This window comes from Erythrobacter insulae (assembly GCF_007004095.1).
Classification (GTDB): Bacteria; Pseudomonadota; Alphaproteobacteria; order Sphingomonadales; family Sphingomonadaceae; genus Erythrobacter; species Erythrobacter insulae.
This window is the reverse complement of the sequence record NZ_VHJK01000001.1, coordinates 2,168,717-2,185,384: the sequence shown is the minus strand read 5'-3', so window position 1 is coordinate 2,185,384 and position 16,668 is coordinate 2,168,717. Positions and strand designations below refer to the sequence as shown.

Sequence of the window (16,668 nt, the reverse complement as noted above, 5' to 3'; positions counted from 1 at the left end):
TCGTGCTTCCAGAACGCTCCCACCCCCTTGCCCGTGCCCCTCTTGTCGACAGGTCGAATGGCTGGCTCGCGCAGGCATGGACCAAAGGCTGGCTGCCGCCCCCTTCCCTCGATCCGCATGATTTATGGCAGGTCGCAGCCAAAAGCCTTGGCGAGCGGGCCGGAGACGCGGAAATCGCAGCGCGTTCCCCCGAGGATGTCGTGGATTTCCGGCTGCGGCTGGAAAAACTGGTTGCTGCTCTTGAAGCGGAGGCGGGCCTCAACCCCATGGGCCGGGCGATGGCATGGGGACAATTGACCCGCGCCATCAAAAATCGCCTGCGCTTTGGCGCTGTATGGGCGGAGAAACCTGATCTGCTGACGACAAAGCTCGCCCCGCCGATCATCGTGATTGGCCATATGCGCAGCGGCACCACGCGCATCCACAAATTGCTTGCCGCTGACCCGGCGCATTCCGCGACCCGTTACTGCGATGCGGCGCATCCTGTACCCAGCTTTCCCGATATCCGGCGGATCAAGGGCGCATTCGATCTGATGATGATGCGCCGGATCAATCCGTGGATCGACGTGATCCATCCGATGGCGAGCGGCGAGGTTGAAGAAGAGCTTGGCTGGATCGCAGCGGCGCTGAACCATTCCATTTACGAATCCCAATGGCGAATCCCGTCCTATTCAGCATTCAGCGAAGCGCGCGACCCGACGCCGATTTACCGCGAATTTGGCAGGATGCTGCGCAGCGATGCAGCCCACAGAGGATTGGCGGACCGTCCGCGCGTTCTGAAAGTCCCCGCCTTCAGCGAAGACCTATCGACCTTGCTGGCGCAATTCCCGGATGCAAAACTTGTCCTGGCCGAGCGTGATAGCAGCGCAGTTCTTCGCAGTGCGGTATCACTGGTGGCGAACCAGATGGCGATCCAGTGCGACGCCTGCGATCTCGACTGGATCGAAACCGAATGGCGCCGCAAACTTGCGCTGCGCGAGGCACGGATGGCCGCTGCGCTCAAAACCTGGGCCGGACCTGTTGCCCGCCTGCAATTTGACGCGCTGAACGCCGATTGGGAAGGCGAGATCACGCGCACTTACGCCGATCTGGACATCGAGCTGACACCGCAAGCGCTCAAAGCAATGCGCCGCGAAATGGCCGCAAGCGAGAGCGGACATCACCGCGCGCATTCGGCACAATTGGCGCAGTTTGCCTCAATCTAGTCGAAATTGCCCTTCGGATGACGGCGCATTCGAAGACTGTTTTGCGATCTGCTTCACAAGTTCGGAATTTGTTCGAAATACATTCCCGCAAGCGGTTTTAGCGTAAACCGATTTTATCATTTTCGGCGAACGACCTTTGATCTTGCCCACCATTCGGAAGTCAGCTTGCTCACGAGGCTCAATCTTTTTCGGCAGTGAAGCGCCAAACTGATCATCCGGTAGAAGAACAAGTCGTTCAATTTCCGAGGACCACCGGGGTGTTAGTGAGAAACCGACTTCGTTTATGGTAAGAGGAAATGAACTTAGATTAGTCACTTCTATCGAATATCCGAGGTGCTCCATCTCGTTTACAAAGCGCACATTGAGAAAGCGTACGCGGGCATTAGGTTTACGATCTGCGACCGCGTTCCAAGTATTTATAATCCCGAGGACTGCACCGACCAGTGCGATAGCAAATGTTGCCATCTGAAGAATGGTCGGTACTTCCATGTCCTGGTTTAGCCGACGATTTCATCTTCATTGAAGAAGAAGTCGATTTCGATCTTCGCGTTCTCTTCGCTGTCGCTGCCGTGGACGGTGTTTTCACCGATCGACAAAGCGTGCACTTTGCGGATGGTGCCTTCGGCTGCGTCCGCAGGGTTCGTCGCGCCCATGATGTCGCGGTTGCGCGTGACGGCGTCTTCGCCTTCGAGAACCTGAACAACCACTGGCTCGCTCATCATGAAATCGACGAGTTCACCGAAAAACGGACGTTCTGCATGAACGGCGTAAAAGCCTTCGGCCTGTTCGCGGCTCATGTGGATACGCTTTGACGCGACAACACGAAGGCCAGCTTCTTCAAGCATCGCGGTAACCGCACCGGTCAGGTTGCGGCGGGTCGCGTCAGGCTTGATGATCGAAAAAGTGCGGGTAACCGCCATGATATGTTTCCTTGGATAGATATGCGCAGATTTGCGCCGGGGGTGATTTCCGGCGCGCGCTTAGCCCCGCAGGCCCGCCAGTTCAAGCTTTTGCTGTCGGCTCAAGGGGCAACCTCGCCCAGTCCGGTGGTCAATTGCGCCGAAGTTTTGCCATCCTGGGTGGACGTGCTGAGCGTGAACACACCGCCCGACTTGCCTTTGCCAGTGATCAAAACACCGCCATTCATTGTCGCATCGACCAGAATCTCGAACCCTGCTTTATTCGCACTTTCCCGATAGAAATCAGCGATAGCCTCGGGGCTGTCGTCACTTTCGAATGACAGCAAAACGACTTTGGTCCCGGTTTCCTGATCAAACCGGCTATTGGAGGTGACGGTGGCACCGGGGTAAAGCGCAAAGCCGCTTGGCAGATCAACCGGCACATCTGCGCCCGAACGGAAAGTCGCGGTGCCTTCGGGCGTATCTATCGTAGCCGTCGCTTCGCCCGAATCGCTGTCGATCGAATATTCGCCTTCCTGCCCGTCTTCGGAGGTGACGGTGTCCGAAGTCTCTGCCCCGCAGGCGCAGAGCGCGGCCATCGCCATCAGCGGCATTATGTGTCTGCGCATCGTGAAATCCTTGTTCTCAGGCAACTTTGATCCATTTGCCGCCATCCTGCCGAAAGAATGACCGTTCCAGACCGTCTTTCCCATCAAGCGCGCGCCACGTGGCGCGCGCGGCTTCGACAGTGGTATCATTAAACAACAGGAAAGTGCGCGCAAAACCATCGGCTTCGCGGTACTCTCCATCGGCATAAATGACGTGGCTGGCGCTGTTGGCGGCCTGTGTGGTTTCGGAAAGCAGAATGGGCTGGCGGTCATCGCTGATGCCGCCAGCTTCGGCATTGGCGAGAAAACTGGCCGGTTCTGCCTTCCACATTGCTTTGGCAATAGCCTGACGCTGATCTGCATCCTTGCTGACGATCAACAAGCGTTCACCGGAACCAAGCACGCGTTGCGCAATCAACGCGCACACTTTGTCCGCCGGATCACGGGAGAGCTGCCAGAAATCGATAATCATGCCGATTTGCTTTTTGAACGTCTGCACCGCTCCGAGCAATAGCGCACGCTATCCCAATCCCGTTCCCACTTCTTGCGCCACGTAAATGGCAGCCCGCAAGTCTCGCAGATTTTCGAGGGCAGATCAGATTTCTTGCGCATCCGCCCCACGAATTTACTCCGCTACGTCTTTGATCAGCCGGTCGAGCAAGCGTGCGCCGTATCCGGTCGCGCCCTTATCCCAAGTGTGACCCGGCTTGTCGGAGAATACCATGCCCGCAATGTCGAGGTGCGCCCAAGGCGTACCTTTTTTGATGAAGCGATGCAGGAACTGCGCGGCGGTGATCGAACCGGCCGGACGCGGGCCAACATTCTTGATGTCCGCGATCGGGCTGTCGATCAGTTTGTCATAGGCCGGGCCGATTGGCAGACGCCACAGCTTATCACCGGTGGCAAAGCCCGCTTCGCTAAGCTGCTCTGCCAGAGTATCATCGTTCGAAAACAAGCCGCCATGCTCATGCCCCAGTGCGATGATCATCGCGCCGGTCAAAGTCGCAAGATCAATGATCCGCGCGGGCTTGTATTCTTCCTGAGCCCAATGCAGCGCATCGCAAAGCACCAGACGCCCCTCGGCATCGGTGTTGAGCACTTCGACTGTCTGCCCGCTCATGGTGGTCACAACATCGCCGGGCCGCTGCGCATTGCCATCGGGCATGTTTTCTACAAGGCCCATGACAGCGACGACATTGGCCTTCGCCTTGCGCGAGACGATCGACAACATCCCGCCGGCAACCGCGCCAGCGCCGCCCATATCCCATTTCATGTCTTCCATGCCGGGAGGCGGTTTCAACGAAATGCCGCCAGTGTCGAAGGTAACGCCTTTACCCACCAGCACGGTCGGCTTTTCATCGCCTCCGCCATTCCAGCGGATCGCCAGCATACGGGATTCGCGCACCGAACCCTGACCCACGCCCAGCAATGCGCCCATGCCGAGCTTTTCCATGTCATCTTCGTCGAGCACGGTGATCTCTGCACCGGTCCCCGCAAACGCCTCGCGGCAGCGCTCAACGAAACTTTCTGGATACAAAACGTTCGCGGGTTCCGTGATCAGGCGTTTGGTAAACTCCACACCCTTGGCGATGGCGGATTGTTCCTGCCACGCGTCCTCGGTTCCTTCGGGCGCGTTTACAACATGCACACTGGTCAGCGTTGCCTGTTTTTCCTTGGCAAGTGTCGTGCGGTATTGATCATAATGCCAAGCCCGCAGGCGCATTGCCAGCAGCGCGGCAGCAGCCTCGTCGCTCGAAAGATCGGCATGACCAAGGTCAACGACCATATCCGTTTCGCCTGACCGCAGATATTTCGCGATCAGCGCAGCGCCCGCTTTTTCAACGTTCAAACGGCGCGTTTTACCGTCAGTGTCGCCGGCCCCGGCAAGCGCGATCCGGCGCACATTGCCATCGACCATGGTGAACCCTTCAAACACCTGACCGGTCCGGCCTGCAAAGCGCGAAGCCTTGGCTCCATCAACGATTGCAGCATCAAGATCGGACAGCGTGCCCTTGTGGTTCACGATCCGAGCGGAAAGGCGCACACCGGATGGATGTTTATCGATGAATTGGATTTGCATGGAGGCTCCCGCGAAATGGATCAGACGTTAATAGCATAGGGCCAGAGATCGCCTGCTTATCGCAACCCTGCCGACATACTACCGAACGCCCGGCTCGGTTGATCGGTCCCGGCGCTCCGGTCCTTGAATGGCGATTGCGATTAAGCGCGAGCGGTGCAATAGGCAAGACATGACGCCCGGTTGGAAAATACCGAGCAAAAATTTTGCACGGTTGGAAGGTCGCAGGGTTGGTCACGCTCGGCACAAATTGGCACTGTAAAGCAAGCCCGGTCGCTATCGCGATCATGGGCGCTTCAACGTGCCTGAACGCGGCATCTGCCCTGGCTCAGACGCAAACCCCGTCTGCCGCTGCAACACAGCAGGAAACAGACAACCCGGCCCAATTGCTTGAAGGGGAGCAATTGGAGTTTGAAGCGCAGCAGCTCGCCTATGATAATGAGAGCGACACCGTAACCGCGCGCGGCGATGTGATCCTGCGCGGCGAAGACGGTTCGGTTCGCGCCGATCAGATTGTGTGGGATCGAGGGTCCGGGCAAATCCTTGCGACCGGCAATATCCGGTTTGTCGATGATCGCGGCAATCAGCTTTACACCGAAAGTCTTGAGCTCAACGACAAGTTCGAAGCCGGCGCGATGGACGACCTTTTGCTTGCCCTTCGCGCCGGGGGGCGGCTTGCCGCGCGCTCTGGCGGGCGCGGGGAAGATGGCACAGTGGTTTTGACCGACGCGGCGTACACCGCCTGCGCGGTAACTGCCGAAGATGGCTGCGCGAAAAACCCCAGCTGGCGCGTGACAGCCGACCGCGTAACATTCGATCCGGATGAAAACCGCGTGATGTTCAAAGGCGCGATGCTTGAATTGTTCGGCGCGCGCATTTTGCCGCTGCCCGGCCTTTCCTTGCGCACCGATGGCGGCGCGGAATCCGGTTTTCTCGTACCCGATTTGCGGATCACCGAAGTCAACGGGCTTGAACTGTCGGGTGATTATTATTGGCGTATTTCCGATAATCAGGATTTAAGTCTGGGCGCATCGGTTTTCACTTCCGTGGCCCCTATGGCGCGCGGTCAATGGCGGCACCTTACCGAAAAGGGTGCTTATCAAGTCACCGGATTTGCAACCGTATCCAGCCGCGTCGCCGATTTCACCGGCGTCCCCACAACCGAAAGCGATCCGCGCGGCTATCTGTTTGCCAACGGCAGATTTCAATTCTCTCCGGAATGGAGCCTTACCGGATCGCTCCGCGTTGCGAGTGATCGCACATTCCTGCGCCGTTACGATCTCAGCCGTGATGACCGGCTGCGTTCGACCATCAATCTGGAGCGGATTGACGATGATTCGTATTTTTCGCTGGCTGGATGGGCGACGCAGACTTTGCGGATCAATGCCGAGCAAGGCCAAATTCCGGTGGCGATCCCCGCGCTCGATTATCGCAAGCGCATCGACGAACCGGTTCTCGGCGGAAAATTCGAGCTTCAGGCCAACACGCTCGGTTTGATCCGAAATGATGGTCAGGATACCCAGCGTGCCTTTGCAGGTGCGCGCTGGGATCTGCGAAAGCTGACCGGTCTTGGGCAGGTGGTGACATTCACCGGCTTGCTGCGAGGCGATGTCTATCACACGCAAAATTCGCTTTCCACGCAGACAGAAATCTACCGCGGTAATGAAGGCTGGACCGGGCGCGGTATCGCCACGGCTGCGATGGATGTCGAATGGCCGTTTGTTGGCGAAGCGTTTGGCGGCACACAGGTGCTTACGCCGCGTGTCCAAATTGTCGCCAGCCCCAAAATCCGCAATCTGGCGGTTCCCAATGAAGATGCGCGGGCAATTGATCTGGAAGATTCCAACCTGTTCGCACTCAACCGTTTCCCCGGATATGACCGGGTAGAGGACGGCGCGCGGGTCACGTGGGGCATCGACTGGTCGCTGACCAAGCCGGGTTGGCGGGTCAAAACCACCGTCGGTCAATCCTACCGCCTTGATGATCAGCGTGAGGTTTTCCCTGACGGCACAGGTCTGTCAGAGAAAGTGTCCGATTTTGTCGGGCGGACAGAGGTGAGATATCGGGATTACCTGCAATTCACACACCGTTTCCGCCTCGACAAAGATAACCTCGCGATCCGCCGCAATGAAATCGATGCGACCATCGGATCGCAGCGCACCTATTTCGAAGTCGGTTATTTGCGGCTGAACCGTGATATTCAAACAGTCGAAGATTTGCAGGACCGAGAGGAATTTCGCGTCGCGGCGCGCGTGGCCTTCAATCGCAATTGGTCCGCCTTCGGCTCGGGCGTGTTCAACCTTACCGGTGCGGATGAAGACCCGACCTTTGCGCCTGACGGTTTCGAACCGATCCGTACGCGGCTCGGCGTTGCCTATCAGGATGACTGCATCGAAATGGGTCTGACATGGCGGCGCGATTTCATTACCGCAGGCGATGCCGAACGCGGCAACACCTTCCAACTGTTCTTCGCCCTGCGAAACCTCGGTTTCCAGTAACAGGCAAGGCCCCGTGACAGATCAGGGCACAGCTGCGCTTCACGAATTGGCAGCACCGCAAAAACGCGTTAAAGGCCCATACAAACGGTCGTGACGGGTGCACTCAGCCTTCGTTCAGCCAGCGCAAGGCAGACCAGATGATCACGCGCGATAGGGGCCGCGCAAACACACCAAATCGCTAAAAACGCGACAAATTGAATCGGGATTTATTACGTGACGATGAAGGTTTTTTCGAGAAACTGTACCGCTGTAATGGCTGCTGGATTGATGAGCTTTACCGCTTTTCCAACAGGTGCGCAGACACAGGCTCAAACCGGCGCTGGCAATTCGATCGGGTTGCCAGATAACGTCGCAGTGATCGGCACAGAGCAGCCGCGTGAGCGTTCTGCGACGGCAGTGGTGAATGGCTATGTCATTACCCGGACGGATATCAATCAACGCGTTGCGCTGGTCACATCCGCATCGCAGAATCAGTTCAGACCTGAAGACCTTGAGCGGCTGCGCGAACAGATTTTGCGCAATCTGATTGATGAAACTCTGAAAGTTCAGGCTGCTCAGGCCCAGGAAATGCCGGTCAGCCGCGCTCAGATTGAACAGACATACAATCGCCTGGCTGCGCAGAATTTCAGCCAGGACCCCGAACAGATGGGCGTGTACCTGGAATCGATCGGATCGTCTGCCGCTGCGTTGAAACGTCAGATCGAAGGCGAGCTCGCGTGGGAAAACCTGCTGCGCCGTAACATCACGCCGTTCGTGAACGTGTCCGCCGAAGAGGTGAACGAAGTTCTGAAAAGGTTGGAAGAATCGCGCGGAACCGATGAATATCAGCTCAGCGAAATCTATCTTTCGGCCACGCCGGAAAATCGCGCTGCAGTCGAACGTAACGCAGCAGCGATCATGGAACAGCTTGGCCAAGGCGGCAGCTTTGTCGCCTATGCACGCCAATATTCCGAAGCCACAACCGCAGTGGTCGGCGGCGATCTTGGCTGGATCCGTCTGGGGCAATTGCCGCCCCAGCTCGCCGCTTCGGTACGCCAGATGCAACCGGGTCAGTTAAGTGGCCCGATCGAGATTCCAGGCGGCTTTTCAATCCTGTACCTGACCAATAAACGTCAGGTTTTGATGGCCGATCCCAACAATGCGATTTTGAACCTGAAACAGATCGCCATCACATTTGAACCGGATGTGACGCAAGAAGAAGCGGATGCAAAGGTCGCTCAATTTGCAGGGTTTGTCGATACACTGCGCGGCTGCGCCGATGCCGAGCGGGCTCAGACAGAGCTTGGTGCGTCGGTGGTCGAAAACAATCAAATCCAGGCGAGCCGCCTGCCCGAGCAACTGCGCAATATGGTAATGCAGCTGCAACTGGGCCAAACCACGCGGCCGTTCGGTAGCCCGCAGGATGGTGTGCGCGTGCTCATGCTTTGTGGCCGCGATGACCCTCAGGATTCCGGCGCGCCGACATTTGAGCAGATCATGAATCAGATCGAAGAAGAGCGTATCGACAAACGCGCTCAGCGTTATCTGCGCGATCTTCGTAACGATGCCTATATCGAGTATAACTGAGCCCTCCGAATGACTGTGACCCCGTTCCCGCTGGCGGTATCGCTAGGCGATCCGGCGGGAATCGGGCCGGAGATCATCGTGCGCAGCTATCTAAAGCTGCGCAGCGAGGCCTCCGCCTATCCGTTTTTTGTGGTCGGCGGTGTCGAAGTCCTTCGCGGTGCGGCGCAAAGATACGGGTTTGATTGTCCAATAATTCCGATTGCCCAGCCACACGAAGCGCCGATGGCGTTTCATGCCGGCCTGCCGGTGATGGCGGGACTGGATGTTCCCTACACGCCCGGGAAGCCCACTCGGTTGGGCGCGAAATTGGCCCTCACCTCTTTGGAATGGGCCACCCGTTTCGCTGGACGCGGCGAAGCAGCCGGTCTGGTTACCGCTCCTGTCGCCAAGGCGGCTTTGATGGAGGTGGGCTTTGATTTTCCGGGGCAAACCGAATTCCTTGCCAGGGCGTGCAACCTTTCAGAGAAAGACGCTGTGATGATGCTCGCCGGGCCATCTTTGCGGACAGTCCCGCTGACAGTTCATATCGCACTTTCAGAAGTCCCCAAGCAGCTGACCAGTGATCTGATCACGCATCGGGCCCGCATTGTTGCAAGCGGCCTCAGCCGGGATTTCGGGATCAAAGCCCCGCGCCTCGCAATCGCCGGGCTTAATCCGCATTCCGGCGAAGATGGGCAGTTCGGTAATGAGGAAGCGCGCATTATCGAGCCTGCCATTGCCACCCTGCGCAGCGAGGGATTGGACGTAATCGGTCCCGTGCCAGGTGATGCGCTGTTCACACCGCGCATCCGCAAAACATACGACGCGGCGCTTTGCATGTACCATGATCAGGCGTTGATCCCGCTTAAGGCGTTGGAGTTTGATGAAGGCGTGAATGTGACGCTGGGCCTGCCGATAATCCGCACCTCTCCCGACCACGGAACCGCTTTCGATATTGCGGACCGGGGCATCGCGGATGCCGGGGCGATGTGCGCGGCACTGCGCATGGCCGGGGCATGCGCATCGGCACGGCAGGCAAGCACTGCGCATGGATGACCTGCCCCCGATCCGAGAGACAATCGCGCGCCACGGACTATCTGCGTCAAAAGCGCTGGGCCAAAACTTCCTGCTCGATGAACAATTGCTCAACCGCATCGCCGCCCTGCCCGGTGATCTGGCGGGAGCAAACGTGCTGGAGGTTGGCCCTGGCCCCGGAGGGCTGACGCGCGCCTTGCTCCGCGCTGGTGCAAAAGTCACCGCGATCGAGATGGACGCGCGCTGCCTGCCCGCTCTCGAAGAGCTTTCCGAGGCATTTCCCGGTCAGCTTACCGTGATTCACGGCGATGCGATGAAGCTGGACCATGGAGCGATCATGGGCGGTGCGCCGTTCCATGTCCTTTCCAATCTGCCCTATAATGTTGGTACAGCCTTGTTCGTGAAATGGCTATCGGGAGAGAATTGGCCGCCGCAATGGCTGTCTCTTACACTGATGTTCCAGCGCGAGGTCGCCGAACGGATCGTGTCGAAAGAAAACACCAGCGCCTATGGCCGCCTTGCCGTGCTGGCCCAGTGGCGCAGCTCTGCGAAATTGGCGATGAAAGTCCACCGCAGCGCCTTTACACCGCCGCCCAAGGTGATGAGCGCGATTGTGCATGTTACTCCGGCAGATGCACCCGAAGGTGTACCGGCAAGGACGCTTGAGCGCCTGACCGAAGCAGCCTTTGGCCAGCGCCGCAAAATGCTGCGCCAGAGCCTGAAGGGTGTGCCCGGCGCGTGCGAAGCGCTGAGCAGCCTTGGCATTGATGAAACCCGCCGAGCCGAGACGCTGAGTGTCGCCGAGTTTGTCGCTTTGGCCCGTACTCTGAACACTTTGCGTTAGGGATTTGGATCACCCTCTGTCTGGCAAAGATTGGCGGCGACACGCGGCCGTGTTCAGGCTCACCAGGACGGGCCCCCTGGTAAAAGGGGCCGATCGGATTTGATCCTTTACCTGAGCGAGCTTGAATAGTGCCCTATCCCGCCTTCTTCACCTTGCGCCAGTGGTGAAGCAGCGGCTCGGTATAACCGCTGGGCTGCTCGACACCTTTGAAAATCAGGTCTTTGGCCGCGCTGAATGCGGGTGCGTCTTCGTTTCCGATCAGAGGAATATAGGTTGAATCTCCGGCATTTTGCGCATCAACCTTTGCTGCCATGCGGTTCAGGCTATCCATTACCTGATCCTCGCTGACGATGCCGTGGAGCAGCCAGTTCGCGATATGCTGCGATGAAATGCGCAAGGTGGCGCGATCTTCCATGAGGCCGACATCGTTGATGTCAGGAACCTTGGAGCATCCGACCCCGGCATCGACCCAGCGCACCACATAGCCAAGCAAGCCCTGGCAATTGTTGTCGAGTTCCTCGCGCAGTTCGTCTTCGGGCCAATTGGTGTTCTCTGCGAGCGGGATATTGAGCAGCGCATCCAGACCGGCGGGCTGCGGCAATGATTTCTGGATTTCGAACACGTTTTCCTGATGATAATGCAGTGCATGCAGCGTCGCGGCTGTCGGCGATGGCACCCATGCCGTATTCGCACCGGCGCGCAGATGGCCGATTTTGTCGGTCATCATCTGACCCATCAGATCGGGCGCAGCCCACATGCCTTTACCGATCTGGGCAACACCGGAAAGCCCGTGTTTCAAACCGATTGCAACGTTGCGCGCCTCGTATGCCAGCAGCCAATCGGAGCCCTTCATTGCGCCTTTGCGCATCATCGGCCCAGCCTGCATCGAAGTGTGAATTTCATCGCCCGTACGATCGAGGAAACCGGTGTTGATGAACACAATCCGGTCCTTCACGGCGTGGATACATGCGCCGAGGTTAGCCGACGTCCGGCGTTCCTCGTCCATTACGCCGACCTTGATCGTGTGGCGCGGCAAGCCCAGCAAATCTTCGACCGCATCGAACAGATCATTGGTAAAGGCGCATTCTTCTGGGCCGTGCATCTTCGGCTTCACGATGTAGATGCTGCCTGCTTTTGAATTGCCGTATTTGGCGTGCCCCTCAACGTCGATTGTGCTGATCGCGCTGGTGAATACCGCGTCCATTATGCCTTCAGGGATTTCATCGCCATCAGCGTGCCGGATTGCCGGATTGGTCATCAAATGCCCAACATTGCGGACAAACATAAGGCTGCGCCCTGAAAGGCTGCATGCTTCGCCTGCGCTGGTTTTATAGGCTTTGTCGCCATTCAACTGACGGGTGAGCGTTTTTCCGCCCTTTTCAAAACTCTCTTCCAGATCGCCCCGAATAATGCCGAGCCAATTGGTATAGGCCAGCAATTTGTCTTCGGCATCGACAGCTGCAACCGAATCCTCGCAATCGGCAATCGTCGTCAGCGCGGATTCAAGCATGATGTCCGCAATACCAGCCTTGTCATCAGCGCCGACGGGGGTGTTTCGATCAAACACCACTTCGATATGCAAGCCATTGTTCTGGAACAGCAGCCCTTTATCGGTAAACCCGACCCACTGGCTTTCATCCTGCAATGTGCCGTCATCTTTATCGGCGAGGTCGGCCCAGCTTTGATCAACCAAGGGCAGCGCCGCATCGAGAAATTCGCGGCCGCGAGCGATCACTGCGTCTCCGCGCGCTTTGTCATAGCCGCCAGCCTTGGCCGGGGGCGCATCCAGAGCATCGGTGCCGTAGAACGCATCATACAGACTGCCCCAGCGAGCATTCGCCGCATTCAGCAGGAACCGCGCGTTCAGAATAGGCACAACCAGTTGAGGCCCCGCCATAGTCGCAATTTCGGGATCGACGTTTTTCGTCCCGATTTGAAAATCGCCGGGCTCCGGCACCAGATACCCGATGTTTTCCAGGAACGTCCGATAGGCTGCGGCGTCATGCGGTTTCCCGCTATGATCAATATGCCAATCATCAATCTGCGATTGCAGTTCGATCCGCTTTGCCAAAAGCGCACGGTTTCGCGGGACAAAATCGGCCAGCAACGCGGCAAACCCGTCCCAAAACGCATCAGCATCCCGTCCGAGCGGGGTCAAAACCTGGGTTTCAAGAAATGTCGCCAGCCGTTCATCAATCGAAAGGCCGGCGCGATTTATCATACTGGTCATTGTGGTCCTCGAAATGCCATAAAATGGAACCTGGGGAGGAGGACAGCCGAGATATGGCCAAACGCGGCATGAATTGCAACGGGGCAAAGCGGGCTATGCGCATTGCCTTATACGACGGGTTGGACAGCGCCCGTTCGCCCGCTAGAGGTGATTGCATATGAAACCAGAAATTCTTTCGAAAATCGATGCGTCTGCGATGTTGAATGATGTGCAGGCGTGGTGCGCCATCAATACCGGAACCGGCAATCTGCAAGGCTTGAAAAAACAGGCAGGCGCGCTGGCCGATGCATTTTCGGCATTGCCGGGCGAGGTTGAATTGATCGACCCTGCCCCGGTCACAGGGATCGCTGCGGATGGCAATGAATTCGAGATCGCCAACGGTCAGCATCTGATCGTCCGGGTGCGCCCAACCGCCAATCGCCGATTGCTGTTTACAGGTCACATGGACACGGTCTTTCCCAAGGATCACCCGTTCCAGAACCAGACCTGGCTTGAAGACGATGTGCTGAACGGACCCGGCGTGGCGGATATGAAAGGGGGCATTGCGATCATCCTGCACGCTCTCAAAGTGTTCGAAGCGTCCGGCAAGGCTTCTTCGCTTGGCTATGACATTCTGATCAATTCCGATGAAGAAACCGGATCTCTGGCAAGCTCGGCTCTGATCGCGGAAATGGCGCGCGGCAAGCTGGCTGCGCTGACATATGAACCTGCTGCATTGCCCGATGGCACCTTGGCCCATGCGCGCGGCGGAACTGGCAATTATTCGATCACGATCAAAGGCAAATCTGCCCATGCCGGTCGCAACCCACATGAAGGCCGCAACGCCTTAGTCGCGGCAGCCGATTTGATCCTGCGTCTCAAGGCGATGGAGCGCGATGATATCACTATCAATCCCGCCAAGATCGAAGGCGGAGGACCCAACAATGTTGTGCCTGATCACATCCTCCTGCGGTTCAACATTCGCCCCAAATCGACCGAGGCAATGGAAGGTTTTGACAGCGCGCTCAATGATTTGCTGAGCAGTGTTGAGGCCGATCATGAGGTGAATACGCACCGTCATGGCGGTGTTACCCGTCCGCCCAAACCTGTCGATGAAAATGCCCAGCGCCTGTTTGATCTAGTCAAGCAATGCGGGGACGAGCTGGGTCAGCATATTGCATGGAAATCGACCGGCGGCGTGTGCGATGGCAATAATATCGCAGCCTGCGGAGTTCCGGTGGTGGACACGATGGGCGTGCGCGGCGGATCGATCCATTCCGCGGATGAATTCCTGATAGTACCCAGCCTGAAAGAGCGCGCCGCATTGTCCGCTCTTGTCCTTTCTCGCATCGCTGATGGTGCGCTTGCCGGAGACGTGCATTGACCTATCGCCTACGCGCTGCGCGCCTGACCGATCTTGAACATCTTTATGAGATGGCCAAGCTTACCGGAGGCGGGTTTACCAACCTGCCACCTGATCGGGCCGCGCTATCTTCAAAGCTGGAACGCGCGACAGAAGCCTTTGCCAACGTCACAGATGAGTTGATCGACGAACAATTCGTACTGGTGCTTGAAAACCTGCAGACGAAAAAGGTCGTAGGGACCTGTCAATTGATGACAAAGGTGGGCCAGCAATGGCCATTTTATTCCTACCGCCTCAACACTCTGACGCAGTATAGCAAAGAGCTCGACCGGACAGTTCGCGCCGAGCTGCTCAGTCTGGTGACCGATCTTGAGGGATCGAGTGAGGTTGGCGGATTGTTCCTGCATCCCAATGAACGCGCGGGCGGGCTTGGGCTATTGCTTGCCCGCAGCCGCTATTTGTTTGTCGCGATGCACCGCAATCGCTTTGCCGATCGGATTCTGGCCGAACTTCGCGGTATTATTGACGAGCGCGGCGGATCGCCTTTTTGGGATGGGGTCGCGGGCCGGTTTTTCGGGATGAGCTTTCAGGATGCCGATTATTTCAACGCGATCAACGGAAACCAGTTTATCGCGGATCTGATGCCCAAACATCCCGTCTACGTATCCATGCTGTCCGATGACGCGAAAAGCGTGATCGGAGTGCCGCACCCGACAGGCCGCGCCGCCATGCGGATGCTCGAAAACGAAGGCTTCCATTACGATGGCTATGTCGACATTTTCGATGCCGGGCCCAGCATGGTTGCGCGAACAGATGATGTCACCAGCGTGAAGAACAGCAAGCAGGCCATCGTCGCCGACATTAATCTTTCCGAAGGCGAACGGGCAATTCTGGCGACCGGGCAATTGCAGACATTTCGCGCCTGTTACGGCGCGTGCAAATTCAATGACGATGGCACCATTGCAATTGATGCTGTCGCCGCAGACGCGCTTGATGTGAGCGAAGGCGATACCGTGTGGAGTGTGGCGCGATGAGCGATCTGAAAGAGATTAATTTCGACGGGATCGTCGGCCCTAGCCACAATTATGCGGGCCTGAGCCTCGGCAATATTGCCAGCGCATCGCATAAAGGTGATCCGTCCTATCCCAAGGCCGCCGCACTTCAGGGGGTGGCCAAGATGCGCGGAAATCTGGCGCGGCTTGGGGTTCAAGGTTTTCTCCTGCCTCTGCCGCGACCGAACACAGCGCTGGCCCGATCGCTTGCCTATGACGGGAGCGAACCAGCCGCATTGCGCGCCGCGCCGTGGTCTGCATCGTCCATGTGGACCGCGAATGCCGCCACGGTCAGCCCCGCACCTGATACGAAAGACGGCAAGTGCCATCTCACCCCCGCTAACCTCGTCACCATGCTGCACCGCGCTCAGGAATGGCCCGATACCAAACGTATGCTGGAGGTCGCCTTTGGCAACCGGGATCACTTTACCGTTCATGATATCGCACCGATGACATTCGGTGATGAGGGTGCGGCAAACCATATGCGCTTTTGCGAAGGGCATGGCAGCGCCGGTGTTGAAGTGTTTGTCTATGGCCGTCCGGGAGGCCGTTTCCCCGCTCGCCAACACGAACAATCCAGCCGGCTGGTCGCGCGCCGTCACGGGCTCGACCATACGAAATGCGTGTTTATCGAACAAAATCCAGCCGCAATCGAAGCGGGGGCGTTTCACAATGACGTCGTATCTGTCGCCAATGAGCGGGTGCTGTTTGCCCACGCAGAAGCCTTCGCCGATCAGGCAGGCGCATATGATGCGATCCGCGCCGCTTTTCCCGCGCTCGATGTTGTCGAAGTGCCATCCGAGGCAGTTTCGATCGAAGAGGCGATCCGCACCTATTTGTTCAACGCGCAATTGGTGACGCAGCCTGATGGCAGCATGGCCTTGATCGTGCCGGAGGAATGCCGCGAATCTCAGAGCGTCTGGGCCTATTGCGAAGCTATGATGGCGTCGAATGGCCCGATCCGCGAAGTTATTCCGGTTGATGTGCGCCAATCGATGGCCAATGGCGGCGGCCCTGCGTGTCTGCGCCTGCGTGTGGTGTGCGATCCTGCAAATGTGGATCCGCGCTTTATGCTGGATGATGCAAAGGCCGATCTGCTCGAAGCCACGATTTCCGCGCATTACCCGGACCAGATCGATCCCGCCGACATTGGCAATGAAACTTTAGCCAGCAGCGTGATCGCTGCGCGCAAAGCACTTCTTGATGCGCTGGTTATCCCGGAACTAAGTTAACGCGTTTGCACTTTCTTGTCGGGGCTGTTTACAGTCTGTTACAGGTTAACCAGCGCCCCCCGCACCAACGTGTAGTTGGCATAGGTGTTGCAGTCTAAAAG

General features: G+C 57.7%; 15 protein-coding genes. 8 read left to right on the top strand and 7 right to left on the bottom strand.

Annotation, left to right across the window (positions count from 1 at the left end; genetic code table 11):
* The first annotated feature begins 2 nt into the window (after positions 1–2).
* Positions 3–1,205: a sulfotransferase family protein gene (locus FGU71_RS10210; RefSeq protein ID WP_234035719.1), complete on the top strand. Its 1,203-nt coding sequence runs from the start codon at positions 3–5 to the stop codon at positions 1,203–1,205.
* On the opposite strand, the gene FGU71_RS10205 is transcribed toward FGU71_RS10210, so the two are convergent.
* The 6 genes from FGU71_RS10205 to FGU71_RS10180 all read right to left on the bottom strand — a co-directional run bounded on the left by FGU71_RS10205 (position 1,197) and on the right by FGU71_RS10180 (position 4,792).
* Positions 1,197–1,694, bottom strand: coding sequence for a hypothetical protein (locus FGU71_RS10205; protein ID WP_142788468.1), 498 nt, complete (start codon positions 1,692–1,694; stop codon positions 1,197–1,199). The two genes, FGU71_RS10210 and FGU71_RS10205, sit on opposite strands and share 9 nt — an antisense overlap.
* Before the next feature lie 8 nt (positions 1,695–1,702).
* Complete coding sequence (gene ndk / locus FGU71_RS10200) at positions 1,703–2,125, bottom strand: nucleoside-diphosphate kinase (protein WP_142788467.1); 423 nt, start codon at positions 2,123–2,125, stop codon at positions 1,703–1,705.
* A 101-nt stretch (positions 2,126–2,226) separates the two neighbouring features.
* Positions 2,227–2,733 carry a hypothetical protein gene (locus FGU71_RS10195; protein WP_142788466.1) on the bottom strand — a complete coding sequence of 169 codons (507 nt, stop codon included), beginning with the start codon at positions 2,731–2,733 and terminating at the stop codon, positions 2,227–2,229.
* 16 nt (positions 2,734–2,749) lie between these two features.
* On the bottom strand, positions 2,750–3,184 hold the full coding sequence (locus FGU71_RS10190) for a DNA polymerase III subunit chi (RefSeq protein ID WP_142788465.1): 435 nt from the start codon (positions 3,182–3,184) through the stop codon (positions 2,750–2,752).
* On the bottom strand, positions 3,181–3,324 hold the full coding sequence (locus FGU71_RS10185) for a DUF2256 domain-containing protein (RefSeq protein ID WP_199799173.1): 144 nt from the start codon (positions 3,322–3,324) through the stop codon (positions 3,181–3,183). The genes FGU71_RS10190 and FGU71_RS10185 overlap by 4 nt, the downstream gene beginning before the upstream one ends.
* Positions 3,325–3,337: 13 nt before the next feature.
* Entirely contained in the window at positions 3,338–4,792 is a 1,455-nt protein-coding gene (locus FGU71_RS10180) for a leucyl aminopeptidase (RefSeq protein ID WP_142788463.1), read from the bottom strand.
* Positions 4,793–5,076: 284 nt separating this feature from the next.
* Here FGU71_RS10180 and FGU71_RS10175 point away from each other — a divergent pair, with 284 nt between their 5' ends.
* The 4 genes from FGU71_RS10175 to rsmA all read left to right on the top strand — a co-directional run bounded on the left by FGU71_RS10175 (position 5,077) and on the right by rsmA (position 10,711).
* Positions 5,077–7,287, top strand: coding sequence for an LPS-assembly protein LptD (locus tag FGU71_RS10175; protein ID WP_142788462.1), 2,211 nt, complete (start codon positions 5,077–5,079; stop codon positions 7,285–7,287).
* 252 nt (positions 7,288–7,539) lie between these two features.
* A complete protein-coding gene (locus tag FGU71_RS10170) occupies positions 7,540–8,853 on the top strand; it encodes a peptidylprolyl isomerase (RefSeq protein ID WP_234035718.1) in 1,314 nt (437 codons plus the stop codon).
* Positions 8,854–8,862: 9 nt separating this feature from the next.
* Positions 8,863–9,888, top strand: coding sequence for a 4-hydroxythreonine-4-phosphate dehydrogenase PdxA (pdxA, locus tag FGU71_RS10165; protein ID WP_142788461.1), 1,026 nt, complete (start codon positions 8,863–8,865; stop codon positions 9,886–9,888).
* On the top strand, positions 9,881–10,711 hold the full coding sequence (gene rsmA, locus FGU71_RS10160) for a 16S rRNA (adenine(1518)-N(6)/adenine(1519)-N(6))-dimethyltransferase RsmA (RefSeq protein ID WP_142788460.1): 831 nt from the start codon (positions 9,881–9,883) through the stop codon (positions 10,709–10,711). The genes pdxA and rsmA overlap by 8 nt, the downstream gene beginning before the upstream one ends.
* Positions 10,712–10,844: 133 nt before the next feature.
* Here the strand turns inward: rsmA and FGU71_RS10155 are convergent, their stop codons facing one another.
* Positions 10,845–12,941 (bottom strand): malate synthase G, encoded by a 2,097-nt coding sequence (locus FGU71_RS10155; protein ID WP_142788459.1) that lies wholly within the window; start codon positions 12,939–12,941, stop codon positions 10,845–10,847.
* A 157-nt stretch (positions 12,942–13,098) separates the two neighbouring features.
* Between FGU71_RS10155 and FGU71_RS10150 the strand changes: the two genes are divergently transcribed.
* The 3 genes from FGU71_RS10150 to FGU71_RS10140 are packed head-to-tail and all read left to right on the top strand — an operon-like array spanning position 13,099 to position 16,567.
* The gene (locus tag FGU71_RS10150; protein WP_142788458.1) at positions 13,099–14,304 is read left to right on the top strand and encodes a hydrolase; all 1,206 of its coding nucleotides are present in this window, start codon (positions 13,099–13,101) and stop codon (positions 14,302–14,304) included.
* Entirely contained in the window at positions 14,301–15,317 is a 1,017-nt protein-coding gene (locus FGU71_RS10145) for an arginine N-succinyltransferase (protein ID WP_142788457.1), read from the top strand. Before FGU71_RS10150 ends, FGU71_RS10145 begins: the two co-directional genes overlap by 4 nt.
* Entirely contained in the window at positions 15,314–16,567 is a 1,254-nt protein-coding gene (locus FGU71_RS10140; protein ID WP_142788456.1) for an N-succinylarginine dihydrolase, read from the top strand. Before FGU71_RS10145 ends, FGU71_RS10140 begins: the two co-directional genes overlap by 4 nt.
* The last annotated feature ends 101 nt before the right edge of the window (positions 16,568–16,668 follow it).